Origin of the sequence: Streptomyces sp. NPDC001292 (genome assembly GCF_042896465.1) — a bacterium.
In the GTDB taxonomy this organism is placed as follows: Bacteria; Actinomycetota; Actinomycetes; order Streptomycetales; family Streptomycetaceae; genus Streptomyces.
This window is the reverse complement of the sequence record NZ_JBIAXG010000005.1, coordinates 196,469-209,743: the sequence shown is the minus strand read 5'-3', so window position 1 is coordinate 209,743 and position 13,275 is coordinate 196,469. Positions and strand designations below refer to the sequence as shown.

The window sequence follows — 13,275 nt, the reverse complement described above, 5'->3', positions numbered from 1 at the left end:
TCCTGTGCGGGGAAGACGGAGGCTCGTGCGTTCACCTGTCGTGCGCGGGCGGTGCCACGCGCGTGCGCTCTTCGAGACGTCTCACAGCATTCTGGACTAGACCACTTGCCCTGTCCATGTGCGGGAGGGCGGTTGTTGTTTTTCTTCACCGATCGACCGGTCGGGACGGAGCCGGGCCGGCCGGCTGACCGGATCTCCCGGCGCGCTCCCCGCAGCCTAGCCCGCCCGGCTCGGCGGTGGGGCCGGATGATGGGATCAATCTCCGTGAGCGCCTCGGATTCCCCCGGCTCACGCCGTCGTACGCCGGTCGTGACCTGCCCTGGGCGACCACCCCCGCCGCTTCGGGCACGCGGGTGGACGAGCACGGCACGGACGGGCCCGACTCTGTTAGATTGGGCTTGGATTGGTCTAAACCACCCGACCCTCGTTACCGGGTCCGTCCCCTTCAGATCCTCCTCAGATCGGCAGGCCCAGCGTGGAAGTTGTCATCGTTCCGGACGCCAGAGCGGGCGGCGAACTCATCGCCGAGGCGATGGCGCAGCTGCTCCGGCGCAAGCCCGACGCCCTGCTCGGTGTGGCCACGGGCTCCACTCCCCTGCCCGTGTACGAGGCGCTGGCGGCCAAGGTGCGCTCCGGCGCCGCGGACCTCTCGCGGGCGCGGATCGCCCAGCTCGACGAGTACGTGGGGCTGCCCGCCGATCACCCCGAGTCCTACCGCTCGGTGCTGCGCCGGGCGGTGCTGGAGCCCCTCGGCATCGGGATGGACGCCTTCCTCGGGCCCGACGGCACCGCGGAGGACGTCCGGTCGGCCTGCGCGGCCTACGACCGGGCCCTGGCCGAGTCGGGCGGAGTCGACCTGCAACTGCTCGGGATCGGGACCGACGGGCACATCGGGTTCAACGAGCCGTGCTCCTCGCTCGCCTCGCGCACCCGGATCAAGACCCTGACCGAGCAGACCCGCGTCGACAACGCGCGCTTCTTCGACGGCGACGTCGACCAGGTGCCGCACCACGTCATCACGCAGGGCATCGGGACGATCCTGGAGGCGCGGCACCTGGTGCTGCTGGCCACGGGCGAGGGCAAGGCGGACGCGGTCGCCGCGACCGTCGAGGGACCGCTGGCGGCCGTCTGCCCCGCCTCGGCACTTCAGCTCCACCCGCACGCGACGGTCGTCGTCGACGAGGCCGCCGCGTCCAAGCTGAAGCTCGCCGACTACTTCCGCCACTCGTACGCCAACAAGCCGGCCTGGCAGGGCATTTAGCCACTCACCCGGCCCGGAACACACCGACGCCGGCCACCCCGCAGGGGGCGGTCGGCGTCGCCGCGTGGACCGCCGTGAGCTCCACGTTCAAGGCGGCCACCGCGCGTGTTGCCGCCACGGCGGCGGTGGCGGGGTCGCGACCGCGGCGCCGAGCAGGCCCGAGGGCCCGGCTACGCCGGGCGGCCGTCCCGCCGGGCGGGTGCCGATCCGAGGGACCTGTGCTGCCCCGCCCCCGTCCCAGCGCCGGCGCGCGGGCCGGCACGCCCGGTTCGGCCGGGAGGAACCACCTCCCGGCTCCGGGCCCCGCAGGACGCCTCCCGGGCCTGCTCGACCACCCGGGGCCGCCGGGACGAACACATCCCCCGCTCCTGGCCCTGCGGGACGCCTCGGCGGTGGCCGCCGTCCTCTCCGCCTCGCCGGTCGTGCGCAGCGAGGTCACGGTGACGTGGAGGTTCGAGCGCCGGGGACCGGCGGTGCGGAGGTCCGGCTACCGGTTCACGTGCCCGTGATGGCTTCCGCCGCCGCTCGGCCGCAGACGCGGGCCGCGCCGTGGGTGGCGATGTGGAGGGCGCCGCGCGGGGGCGCCTGGGGGACGCCCATCTCGACGACCACCGTGTCCGGGCGGGCCGCGAGCAGGGTGTCCAGGGCGGCCGCCATCCAGGGGTGGCGGTGCTCGTCGCGGACGACGGCCACCACACGCCGGGTGCCGGCCTCCTGAAGGGCCGCGCGGCCCGCGTCCTCGCCGGCGAAGCTGCCCGTCCGGGTGCCCGGCAGGAGGCGGCAGAGCTCGGCGGCCACGCCCCACGGGGTCTCGTCGCCGACCGCGATGTTGGCGACGGGGGTGAGGGCGGCGACGTAGGGCGGATCCGTGAGCGGGGTGAAGCCCTCCGCGGCGGTGACGCGCAGCGCTCGCCGGGCCGCCCGCAGCCCGACCTCCGGGTCGGCGGCCCCCCGCGTCCCGGCCGGGCCCGCGGCCGCGGCGGTCCAGCGGGCGAGGGCGCGGACCCGGTCGGCCGCGTCCGCCAGCCGTTCCTCGGGCAGTTCCCCGGAGCGGACCGCGGCGACCAGGGCGTCGCGCAGGCCGGTCACGGTCTCGTCGTCGGCCAGTCCGCCGCCCACGCAGATCGCGTCGGCTCCGGCGGCGATGGCCAGGACGCTGCCGCGCCGGATGCCGTGGTTGTCCGCGATGGCCCGCATCTCCATGCCGTCGGTGACGATCAGGCCCTCGTAGCCGAGTTCGCCGCGCAGGAGGTCGGTCAGCACCCGGCGGGACAACGTTGCAGGAAGGTCCGGGTCCAGGGCCGGCACCAGGATGTGGGCGCTCATCACCGCTTTGCTGCCGGCGGCGATCGCCGCGCGGAACGGGGCCAGTTCGCGCTCCTGCAGCACCCCGGCGTCCACGTCGATGCGGGGCATCGCGTGGTGGGAGTCCACGGCGGTGTCGCCGTGCCCGGGGAAGTGCTTGGTGCAGGCGGCGACACCCGCGGACTGCAGGCCGGTGACGTAGGCGGCGGCGTGCCGGGCGGCCAGGTCGGTGGTGGCGCCGAAGGACCGTACGCCGATGACCGGGTTGCCGGGGTTGGAGTTGACGTCGGCGGAGGGCGCCCAGTTGAAGTTCACTCCGCACTCGGCCAGCCGCCTGCCGAGTTCGCGCGCGACGGCCCGGGTCAGTTCCACGTCGTCCACCGCCCCCAGCGCGTGGTTGCCGGGGAAGCTGGAGCCGGTGCGCACCTCCAGACGGGTGACGTCGCCGCCCTCCTCGTCGATGGCGACCAGAACGTCCTCGCGTTCGGCGCGCAACTGAGCGGTGAGGGCGGCCAGCTGTTCGGGCGAGGCGATGTTCCGGCCGAACAGACCGACCGAGGACAGGCCCTCGCCGAGGCGCCGGAGCAGCCAGTCGGGGGCCGTGGTCCCGGTGAAGCCGGGCTGGAGGACGGTCAGCGCGTCGCGGGTGAGTGTGTCGGCTCCGCTGGCGAGTGTCGTCATCGGGTGGTGTTATCCCTTCACGGCGCCGGCGGTCAGGCCGCTGACGGCCTTGCGCTGGAGGAAGACGAAGAGGATCAGGATCGGGATGGCGAAGAGGGAGGAGGCCGCCATGGTCGCGCCCCAGTCGTCGCCGAAGGCGGTCTGGAAGCCGGACAGCCACAGCGGCAGCGTCTTGGCCTCGGCGTCCTTGTTCAGCACCAGCACGAGGGCGAACTCGTTCCAGGCGGTGATGAAGCCGAACATCGAGGTGGACATCAGGCCCGGCGCGAGCAACGGCAGGATGACCCGGCGGAAGGCCGTGATGCGGGAGCAGCCGTCCACCATGGCCGCCTCCTCCAGTTCCCTCGGCACGGCGGCGACGAAGCCGCGCAGCGTCAGGATGGTGAAGGGCAGGATCATCATCATGTAGAAGAGCGTCAGCGGCACGAGACTGTTCAGCATCGACGCGTCCCGCACGATCATGTAGATGGCGATGATCATGACTTCCCAGGGCGCCATCTGGGCCAGCATGAAGCCGATGACGAAGCCGCGCCGCCCCCTGAACCGCATCCGCGCCAGGGCGAAGGAGCCGGCCAGCGCGACGATCAGCGCGAAGACGACGGCGAGGACGGTGACGGTCAGCGAGTTGGTGACGTACGTCCAGAAGTGGTCGACCTCCGTCGCCGTCCTGAAGTGCTCGAAGGTGACGTCGACCGGGAACCAGACCGGGTCCTCGGAGATGATGTCGCCGGTCGGCTTGAACGCCGTGGAGAACATCCAGTACACGGGGAAGACGAAGCCGGTGAACAGGACGACGGCCGTGACGTTGGGCCACAGGCGGCCGAAGAGCGAGCGCTTCACAGCTCGTCCTCCTCTTGCTTGAGCACGATCCGGAGGTAGTACGCGGTCAGGCCGAGCAGGATCAGGATGGTCAGGACGGCGATCGCCGCACCCATGCCGTAGTGCTGGTTGCCGACGCCCTCGACGTAGGCGTAGACGGGCAGGATCTCGGTGAGCCGGTCCGGGCCGCCGCCGTTGATGGCGAGAACCTGCACGAACGCCTTGAAGACCCAGATGATCTCCAGGAAGGTCGTCGCGTAGAGGAAGGGCCGCAGGAACGGCAGGGTGACCGTGGTGAAGCTCCGCCAGACGCCGGCGCCGTCCAGGGCCGCGGCCTCGTACAGCTCGGCGGGGATGGTGGTGGTCGCCGCGTACAGGTTGATCGCGACGAACGGGATGGACATCCACACGATCAGCACGGTGATGACGAAGAACGTCGACATCTGGCCGCTGGTCCAGCTGTAGTCGGCCATCGAGTGCCAGCCGAGCTTGTCCAGCACCCAGTCGACCACGCCGAAGCGCTGGGCGAACAGCCACTGGTAGACGGTGGTCGCCGCGATCACCGGCATCGCCCAGGCCAGCACGAGACCGAGCAGCAGGGTGACCCGCATGCGCTTGCCGAGGCGGGCGAGCAGCAGGCCGACCAGCGTTCCCAGGACCATGATCAGGGCGACGTTGACCGCGGTGAACAGGATCGAGCGGAGGGTGACCCGCCAGAAGTCCTCGCCGGTGAGGACCTCCTTGTAGTTGTCGATGCCGTTCCACTCGGTGACGTGCTGGATCAGCTGCGCCATGTTGAGGTTCTGGAACGACAGCAGGAAGTCCTTCAGCAGCGGCCGGCCGAGCAGCAGCACGGTGGCCGCGCAGGCGGGCAGCAGCAACAGATAGGGGGCGAGCCCGCCGCTGCGCGAGGCGGCTCGCGGTGTCGGACCGCCGGGTGCCCGGCCGGCCGCCCTGCGGGCGTCCACCGGGCCGGAGGGCGGCCGTTCGGTCTGCACGGTCATGCTCGCGATCTTTCTTCTCGGCCCAGGGTCTTTCGTTCGGATCGGGCCGGATCAGGGAGCGGGTCTGGTGCCGGGGGCACCTCCCACGCCCTTCAGGCAGTGGGGGAGCATCGCAAGGCGGAGGAGGTCGGCAGGGCGGAGCCCCGCCGACCGACGGCAACGCGGCTGGGGGTACCCCCTGCTCGAAGAGCTTGGGGGAGCGATGCCAGGGCCCGCGAGCCCGGCGTGATCCAAACGAGAGGCCCTGAGTACGTCGACGCGCGTACAGGTGCCGGGGCGGGGCCGTCCGTCGTACGGCTGCCCCGCCCCGGCTCACCCGGTGCTACTGCTTCTGCGCCAGGCGCTTGTTGAAATCGCCCTCGACCTGCTTGGCGGCCTCGGCCGGGGACTTTCCGTTCAGCACGGCGGTCATGTAGGCCTTGACCGGGTTCGGCTCGTTCTCCACCGCGGCCCACTCCGGGATCAGCGGCGTGGTGCCGCCGCCCGCGGCGGCCGGGGCAGCGGCCTCGGCGACGGCGTTGCCCTGGAGGTTGCTCTGCAGCGACTCCTTGTTCGGGATGACGCCGTTCTCCTTGGCCAGCTGGCCCTCGAACTGGTCGGAGAGGGCGATCTTCAGAAACTCCCTGGCGAGCTCCTGCTTCTTGCTGCCCGCGGCGACGGCGAGGTTGGAGCCGCCGAGGAAGACGCCCTCGGGCTCGTCGGCCGTGGCGCCCGGGATGGTGAAGTAGCCGATCTCCTTCTCGATCTTCGGGTTGGCCTTGATCGCGGTGCCGGCCTCCCAGCCCATGCCGATGAAGGCGCCGACCTTGCCCTTGGCGAAGACCTCGCCCTGCTGCGGGGTGGCCTCGTCCTTGTCCTTGGGTGCCTTGGACAGGGCCTGGAACTTCTTGTACGTCTCCATGGCGGCGGCGACCTTGGGGTCACCGAGGTTGGAGACGTACTTGTCGCCGTCCTTCTTCACCAGTTCGCCGCCCTCGCCGACCACCAGGCCGACGAAGTGGTACCAGTTCTGGCCGGGCAGGTAGATCGGCTCGGCGCCCGTCTTGTCACCGATCTTCTTGAGGTCGGCGTAGAACTCGTCACGGGTCTTGGGGGTGTCCTTGATCCCCGCGTCCGCCCAGAGCTTCTTGTTGTAGAGGACGACGCGGTTGGCGAAGTACCACGGTGCCGCGTACTGCTTGCCCTCGTAGACGGACGAGTTGTTGAGGGACTCGGTCCAGTCGGCGCCGATCGAGGACTTCAGGTCCGCGAGGTCGGCGAGGCCGCCGGTCTTGGCGTAGGCCGGGGTCTGGGTGTTGCCGATCTCGAAGACGTCCGGCGGATTCTCCTCGGACAGGGCGGTGGTCAGCTTCTGCTGGATGCCGTCCCACTGCTGGATCTCGAACTTGACCTTCGCCTTGGTCCTGGCCTCGAAGGCCGCGGCGACGTCCTTCTGCCACTGGTCCGGGGAGGAGCCGTCCATCACCCACACGGTGAGCGTCTGGCCGGCGTAGCCGTCGTTGCCGCCCTTGGCCTCGCCGCCGCCGTCGCCCTTGTCGCCCCCACACGCCGCGATGGAGACCATCATGCCCGCGATACCGATCGCGGCTACCAGCTTGCGCTTCACGCCACCCTCCTCAGGGATGCCACAAACCCCCCTGCCTCCCCGCGGTTGAGCGACATCCGAGCGTCGGCGCGTAACCGCCCGTGGGGCCGGGACCTGGACCAATGGTGTAGACCAGCACGGGGAGCTTGGCCCAGACCAATAGGGCTGTCAAGACTGCGCCGACCCGCTCAGCCGGTCCGTTACGGGACCGCGATATGCAGGGACCTTTCATTGTTCGTCCGGCAAAATGGACGCTCGCGCTCCACTGGGCCAGCGGCGACCGTGCGCGACCCGCCGGCCACCCCGGCCAGGTGGACCACCGGCCCTGGCCGGGGTGGTGGACTAGACCAGCCGGAGTCACGACGGTATACAGAGGAGATCACGGAGCGTGCGGGTGACCACCCGGTACGCGAAGCCGTGCCACGATGTGAACCGGGGCCGATGCGACGTCGGCCGCTTCGGCACTGGAGCCGGGAAGGCAGAGCATGAGCACCGACGTCAGCAGTGCGGAGAACGAGGGTGGGGCGACCGTCCGTACCGCGCGCGTGCCCAAGTACTACCGCCTGAAGAAGCACCTGCTCGACATCACCCAGACGCTGCCGCCCGGCACTCCGGTCCCGCCGGAGCGGACCCTGGCGGCCGAGTTCGACACCTCGCGCACCACGGTGCGGCAGGCGCTTCAGGAGCTCGTCGTCGAGGGCCGGCTGGAGCGCATCCAGGGCAAGGGCACCTTCGTCGCCAAGCCGAAGGTCTCCCAGGCGCTGCAACTGACCTCCTACACCGAGGACATGCGCGCCCAGGGCCTGGAGCCGACCTCGCAGCTGCTGGACATCGGCTACGTCACCGCCGACGACCGCCTGGCCGAACTGCTCGACATCACCGCCGGGGGGCGGGTGCTGCGCATCGAGCGGCTGCGCATGGCCAACGGCGAGCCCATGGCCATCGAGACCACCCACCTGTCGGCCAAGCGCTTCCCGGCGCTGCGGCGCAGCCTGGTGAAGTACACCTCCCTCTACACCGCCCTCGCCGAGGTCTACGACGTCCATCTCGCCGAGGCCGAGGAGACCATCGAGACCTCGCTGGCCACTCCGCGCGAGGCGGGCCTGCTCGGCACCGACGTGGGCCTGCCGATGCTGCTGCTCTCCCGGCACTCCCTGGACCGCGAGGGCCGGCCGGTGGAGTGGGTGCGGTCGGTGTACCGCGGGGACCGCTACAAGTTCGTGGCACGTCTCAAGCGCCCGCAGGAGTAAGGGTCTTGTGATGGAGTAAGAATCTCGTGGCGTTCCGCGGTGTCATGCGCACGAGGGATTCCGCACGCGTGACACCGTGACCTAGATTGCCTGCGCACCGCAACGGACGCTCGCCGGTGATCAGCTAGGGGACGGAGTCGCCACATGTCGAATGCGCCGGAAGCCACCAGAGCGGTGGTGACACCCTTGCGGGTCGTCATCGCCCTCTGCCTCGTCGCCCCCTTCGTGGCGCTGCTGTGGGTGGGGTCGTACGCGAAGACGGACCCGGTGTTCATCGGGATCCCGTTCTTCTACTGGTACCAGATGCTGTGGGTGGTCCTCTCCGCGGCCATGACGATGACGGCGTACCGGCTGTGGCAGCGTGACCGGCGCGCCGCCCGGACCTGCCACGCCGCCGGGACCGCCCATACCGCCACGGCCGAGGACGGGGGTGCGGTCAAGTGAAGGACGGTGTCAACGGCGTCGCGCTCGGCGTCTGCGTCTTCTTCTTCCTGCTCGTCACCGTCATGGGCTTCCTGGCCGCGCGCTGGCGCCGCGCCGAGAACGAGCACAGCCTGGACGAATGGGGCCTGGGCGGCCGGTCGTTCGGCACCTGGGTGACCTGGTTCCTGCTCGGCGGCGACCTGTACACCGCCTACACCTTCGTGGCCGTGCCGGCCGCCGTCTACGCGACGGGCGCGGCCGGCTTCTTCGCGGTGCCGTACACGATCCTGGTCTACCCGCTGATCTTCACGTTCCTGCCGCGGCTGTGGTCGGTGTCCCACCGCCACGGATACGTGACCACCTCGGACTTCGTCCGCGGCCGGTTCGGCTCCAAGAGCCTGTCGCTGGCGGTGGCGCTCACCGGCATCCTCGCGACCATGCCGTACATCGCGCTCCAACTGGTCGGCATCCAGGCCGTGCTGGACGTGATGGGCGTCGGCGGCGGCGACAGCACCCACTGGTTCGTGAAGGACCTGCCACTGCTGATCGCCTTCGGTGTGCTGGCGGCGTACACCTACTCGTCGGGACTGCGCGCGCCCGCGCTGATCGCGTTCGTGAAGGACACCCTGATCTACATCGTGATCGCGGTGGCCATCATCTACATCCCGATCAAGCTGGGCGGCTTCGGCGACGTGTTCGCCAAGGCGGGCCAGAAGTTCACCGCGACGGGGACGGGTGGTCTGGTGCCGGCGGCGGCCGGCCAGTGGACCTACGCCACGCTGGCCCTGGGCTCCGCGCTCGCGCTGTTCATGTACCCGCACTCGATCACCGCGACGCTGTCCTCGCGCAGCCGGGAGGTGATCCGCCGCAACACCACGATCCTGCCGCTGTACTCGCTGATGCTGGGTCTGCTCGCCCTGCTGGGCTTCATGGCGATCGCGGCGGGCGTGCAGGTGAAGAACGGCCAGCTGGCCATTCCGCAGCTGTTCGAGAACATGTTCCCGGACTGGTTCGCGGGCGTGGCGTTCGCGGCGATCGCCATCGGCGCGCTGGTGCCGGCGGCCATCATGTCGATCGCCGCCGCGAACCTGTTCACCCGCAACATCTACAAGGACTTCCTCCGCCCGCACGCGACGGCGAGGGAGGAGACCCGGGTCTCCAAGATCGTGTCCCTGCTGGTGAAGGTGGGCGCCCTGGTCTTCGTCCTGACCATGGACAAGACGGTCGCCATCAACTTCCAGCTGCTCGGCGGCATCTGGATCCTGCAGACCTTCCCGGCCCTGGTCGGCGGCCTGTTCACCCGCTGGTTCCACCGCTGGGCGCTGCTGGCGGGCTGGGCGGTCGGCATGGTCTACGGCACGGTCGCCGCCTACGGGGTCGCCTCGCCGACGCAGAAGCACTTCGGCGGCTCGGCGAAGGAGATCCCGGGCATCGGCGAGATCGGCTACATCGGTCTGACGGCGTTCGTGCTCAACGCGGCCGTCGCGGTGGTCCTGACGCTCGTGCTGAGGGCGGTCAAGGCGCCCCAGGGCGTGGACGAGACCCGGCCGGAGGACTACACGGCGGACGCCGGTGACCCGGGCGTCGAGGTGGAGCTCCCGCCGGCCACGGCGGCGGCCCCGCACTGAGACACGGCAATCGGGCAGGGCCATACGGGCCGCCGGAGACGATCCGGCGGCCCGCTGCCGTGCCCGTACGGCACACTCTGGCCCATGGACATCGTGATCCGGCCGGTGGAACCCGGCGAGTACGGCACCCTCGGTGAGATCACCGCCCAGGCCTACCTCCGGGACGGGCTCCTCGACTTCGGTGAGAGCGACGAGTACCTGGGCGAGCTGCGGGACGTGGCCAAACGGGCGGCCGCGGCCGAGGTGCTGGTGGCCGTGGCGGACGGGAAGGTGCTCGGCGGCGTGACCTTCGTCCCCGGCGCGGGCCCCATGGCCGACCTCGCCGGTCCCGGGGAGACCGAGATACGGATGCTCGCGGTCGCGCACGCGGCGCGCGGCAGAGGCGTCGGCGAGGCCCTCGTACGGGCCTGTCTGGACCGGGCACGAGCCGTGGAGGGCTGTGTCCGCGTGGTGCTGTCCACCCAGAGCGCCATGCACACCGCCCACCGCATCTACGAGCGCCTGGGCTTCGTCCGCACGCCGGTGCGGGACTGGAACCCCCTCCCGTACCTGGACGACATCAGGCTGCTCACCTACGAGTTGACATTCTGACACGCTCCGGAGTCGGCGCGGCACAACATATGGGGGTGCCCGACTCACTCAGCACAAGATGTATGCTCGTGCTCACTGTCGCCGCAGGGGAATCCGGTGCGAATCCGGAACTGTCCCGCAACGGTGTACTCGTGCGCGTATGCCCCCATGGGCCGCCACGAGCGTCAGTCCGAGGACCTGCCGACAGTGCGCCCGGCCGTCCGGTCCGGGTGCCCTGACGTCCGGGCCTCGTGGAATGGGCCGGTGGACGCGGCGCCGCGTGCGCTCGTGTGCTGCCCCCTGCCCTCGGCGAGGCCCCGTGCCCAGCGAGGGAGAGCTCCACGTGACCATCGCGCCAGCCGACCCGGTTTCAGCCACAGCTCCGGAAACCGACGGTCCCGGTGCCGCACTGCTGCGGATCCTGACCGAGCTGACCGCCGACCTCCCCGACGCCGACCCCGGCCGGGTCGCCGCCGCCGCGCTGCGCGGCCGGTCGGCGCGGGCCGACGAGGCCGAGTTGCGCGAGCTGGCCACGGAGGCGGCCGCCGGGCTCATCTCCGAGGACCCCGCCTACTCCCGGCTGGCGGCCAGGCTGCTGACCCTCGCCATCCGCGCCGAGGCCGCCTCCCAGGGCGTCGTGTCCTTCACCGACTCCGTCGCCGTCGGCCACCGCGAGGGCCTTCTCGCCGACCGGACAGCCGAGTTCGCGCGCCGGTACGCCGACCGCCTGGACGCGCTGATCGACCCGGTCGCCGACGACCGCTTCGGCTACTTCGGCCTGCGCACCCTGCACAGCCGGTACCTGCTGCGGCACCCGATCACCCGCAAGGTGATCGAGACGCCCCAGCACTTCATGCTGCGGGTCGCGGCCGGTCTCGCGCAGGACGACACCGCGCGGTCCGTCGACGAGGTCGAGGCGCTCTACGGGCTGATGAGCCGCCTCGACTACCTGCCCTCCTCCCCCACGCTCTTCAACTCCGGTACGCGCCACCCCCAGATGTCGTCCTGCTACCTGCTCGACTCCCCCAGGGACGAGCTGGACTCCATCTACGAGCGCTACCTCCAGGTCGCCCGGCTGTCCAAGCACGCCGGCGGCATCGGCATCGCCTACTCCCGCATCCGCTCGCGTGGTTCGCTGATCCGCGGCACCAACGGGCACTCCAACGGCATCGTGCCGTTCCTGAAGACCCTGGACGCCTCGGTGGCCGCCGTGAACCAGGGCGGCCGGCGCAAGGGCGCCGCCGCGGTCTACCTGGAGACCTGGCACTCGGACATCGAGGAGTTCCTGGAGCTACGCGACAACACCGGCGAGGACGCCCGCCGGACGCACAACCTCAACCTCGCGCACTGGGTGCCGGACGAGTTCATGCGCCGGGTGAACTCCGACGGGCAGTGGTCGCTGTTCTCCCCCTCGGACGTGCCCGAGCTGACCGATCTGTGGGGCGAGGATTTCGACGCCGCGTACCGCGCCGCGGAGGCGCGGGGCCTGGCGAGGAAGACCATGCCGGCCCGCGATCTGTACGGCCGCATGATGCGCACCCTCGCGCAGACCGGCAACGGCTGGATGACCTTCAAGGACGCCGCCAACCGCACCGCCAACCAGACGGCGCAGCCCGGTCACGTCGTCCACTCCTCCAACCTCTGCACGGAGATCCTGGAGGTCACCGACGACGGCGAGACGGCGGTGTGCAACCTGGGTTCGGTCAACCTCGGCGCGTTCGTGGCCGGCGGGGACATCGACTGGGAGCGGCTGGACGAGACCGTCCGCACCGCCGTCACCTTCCTCGACCGGGTGGTCGACATCAACTTCTACCCGACCGAGCAGGCGGGCCGCTCCAACGCCCGCTGGCGGCCGGTGGGCCTGGGCGCCATGGGCCTACAGGACGTCTTCTTCAGGCTGCGGCTGCCCTTCGACTCCCCGGAGGCGAAGGCCCTGTCCACCCGTATCGCCGAACGGATCATGCTCGCCGCGTACGAGGCGTCCGCCGACCTCGCCGAGCGCAGCGGCCCGCTGCCCGCATGGGAGAAGACCCGTACGGCCCGGGGCGTGCTGCACCCCGACCACTACGACGTCGAGCTGACCTGGCCGGAGCGCTGGGCGGCCCTGCGTGAGCGGATCGCCGCCGTCGGCATGCGCAACTCGCTGCTGCTCGCCATCGCCCCGACCGCCACCATCGCCTCGATCGCGGGCGTGTACGAGTGCATCGAGCCGCAGGTCTCCAACCTCTTCAAGCGTGAGACGCTCTCCGGGGAGTTCCTGCAGGTCAACTCGTATCTGGTGGACGACCTGAAGAAGCTCGGCGTCTGGGACGCCCGCACCCGCGAGGCGTTGCGCGAGGCGAACGGCTCGGTGCAGGACTTCGCGTGGATCCCCGAGGACGTGCGGACGCTGTACCGCACGGCGTGGGAGATCCCGCAGCGCGGTCTGATCGACATGGCCGCGGCCCGCACCGCGTTCCTGGACCAGTCCCAGTCCCTGAACCTGTTCATGGAGACGCCGACCATCGGCAAGCTCTCCTCGATGTACGCCTACGCCTGGAAGCAGGGCCTGAAGACGACGTACTACCTGCGTTCCCGCCCGGCGACCCGCATCGCCCGCGCCGCCCGGGCCCAGACTCCCGCCACCGTCCCCGCCCAGCAGGCAACGCCGGACGCCGACGCGATCGCCTGCTCCCTTGAGAACCCCGAGTCCTGCGAGGCCTGCCAGTGACGACCAGCACCAACCGACCCCAGAACCTGCTCGACCCGG

General features: G+C 70.7%; 10 protein-coding genes and 1 riboswitch. Of the genes, 6 read left to right on the top strand and 4 right to left on the bottom strand.

Annotated features, from left to right (window positions below):
* Window positions 1-475: 475 nt before the first annotated feature.
* Window positions 476-1,261 (top strand): glucosamine-6-phosphate deaminase, encoded by a 786-nt coding sequence (gene nagB / locus ACFY4A_RS08825; protein WP_390828708.1) that lies wholly within the window; start codon window positions 476-478, stop codon window positions 1,259-1,261.
* 495 nt (window positions 1,262-1,756) lie between these two features.
* Here nagB and ACFY4A_RS08820 read toward each other — a convergent pair whose 3' ends face one another.
* The 4 genes from ACFY4A_RS08820 to ACFY4A_RS08805 form a co-directional block, all read right to left on the bottom strand.
* Window positions 1,757-3,247 (bottom strand): glycoside hydrolase family 3 protein, encoded by a 1,491-nt coding sequence (locus ACFY4A_RS08820; RefSeq protein WP_390828706.1) that lies wholly within the window; start codon window positions 3,245-3,247, stop codon window positions 1,757-1,759.
* Window positions 3,248-3,256: 9 nt separating this feature from the next.
* Window positions 3,257-4,087 (bottom strand): carbohydrate ABC transporter permease, encoded by an 831-nt coding sequence (locus tag ACFY4A_RS08815; RefSeq protein WP_390828705.1) that lies wholly within the window; start codon window positions 4,085-4,087, stop codon window positions 3,257-3,259.
* Window positions 4,084-5,070: a carbohydrate ABC transporter permease gene (locus tag ACFY4A_RS08810; RefSeq protein WP_390828704.1), complete on the bottom strand. Its 987-nt coding sequence runs from the start codon at window positions 5,068-5,070 to the stop codon at window positions 4,084-4,086. Before ACFY4A_RS08810 ends, ACFY4A_RS08815 begins: the two co-directional genes overlap by 4 nt.
* Before the next feature lie 322 nt (window positions 5,071-5,392).
* The gene (locus ACFY4A_RS08805; RefSeq protein ID WP_390828703.1) at window positions 5,393-6,676 is read right to left on the bottom strand and encodes an extracellular solute-binding protein; all 1,284 of its coding nucleotides are present in this window, start codon (window positions 6,674-6,676) and stop codon (window positions 5,393-5,395) included.
* A 464-nt stretch (window positions 6,677-7,140) separates the two neighbouring features.
* Here ACFY4A_RS08805 and ACFY4A_RS08800 point away from each other — a divergent pair, with 464 nt between their 5' ends.
* The 5 genes from ACFY4A_RS08800 (at window position 7,141) to ACFY4A_RS08780 (ending at window position 13,236) form a co-directional block, all read left to right on the top strand.
* Entirely contained in the window at window positions 7,141-7,905 is a 765-nt protein-coding gene (locus ACFY4A_RS08800) for a GntR family transcriptional regulator (RefSeq protein WP_141358515.1), read from the top strand.
* A gap of 144 nt (window positions 7,906-8,049) precedes the next feature.
* Window positions 8,050-8,349: a DUF3311 domain-containing protein gene (locus ACFY4A_RS08795; RefSeq protein ID WP_390828702.1), complete on the top strand. Its 300-nt coding sequence runs from the start codon at window positions 8,050-8,052 to the stop codon at window positions 8,347-8,349.
* On the top strand, window positions 8,346-9,956 hold the full coding sequence (mctP, locus tag ACFY4A_RS08790) for a monocarboxylate uptake permease MctP (RefSeq protein ID WP_390828701.1): 1,611 nt from the start codon (window positions 8,346-8,348) through the stop codon (window positions 9,954-9,956). The genes ACFY4A_RS08795 and mctP overlap by 4 nt, the downstream gene beginning before the upstream one ends.
* Window positions 9,957-10,040: 84 nt before the next feature.
* Window positions 10,041-10,547 (top strand): GNAT family N-acetyltransferase, encoded by a 507-nt coding sequence (locus tag ACFY4A_RS08785; protein ID WP_390828700.1) that lies wholly within the window; start codon window positions 10,041-10,043, stop codon window positions 10,545-10,547.
* Between the two features lie 45 nt (window positions 10,548-10,592).
* Window positions 10,593-10,747: riboswitch (cobalamin riboswitch) on the top strand.
* A 122-nt stretch (window positions 10,748-10,869) separates the two neighbouring features.
* On the top strand, window positions 10,870-13,236 hold the full coding sequence (locus ACFY4A_RS08780) for a ribonucleoside-diphosphate reductase subunit alpha (RefSeq protein WP_390828699.1): 2,367 nt from the start codon (window positions 10,870-10,872) through the stop codon (window positions 13,234-13,236).
* The last annotated feature ends 39 nt before the right edge of the window (window positions 13,237-13,275 follow it).

Coding starts and splice junctions, on each gene's coding strand:
- ACFY4A_RS08820 (WP_390828706.1), bottom strand. CDS start 3,247: ATGACGACACTCGCCAGCGGAGCCGACACACTCACCCGCGACGCGCTG.
- ACFY4A_RS08810 (WP_390828704.1), bottom strand. CDS start 5,070: ATGACCGTGCAGACCGAACGGCCGCCCTCCGGCCCGGTGGACGCCCGC.
- ACFY4A_RS08800 (WP_141358515.1), top strand. CDS start 7,141: ATGAGCACCGACGTCAGCAGTGCGGAGAACGAGGGTGGGGCGACCGTC.
- ACFY4A_RS08795 (WP_390828702.1), top strand. CDS start 8,050: ATGTCGAATGCGCCGGAAGCCACCAGAGCGGTGGTGACACCCTTGCGG.
- ACFY4A_RS08785 (WP_390828700.1), top strand. CDS start 10,041: ATGGACATCGTGATCCGGCCGGTGGAACCCGGCGAGTACGGCACCCTC.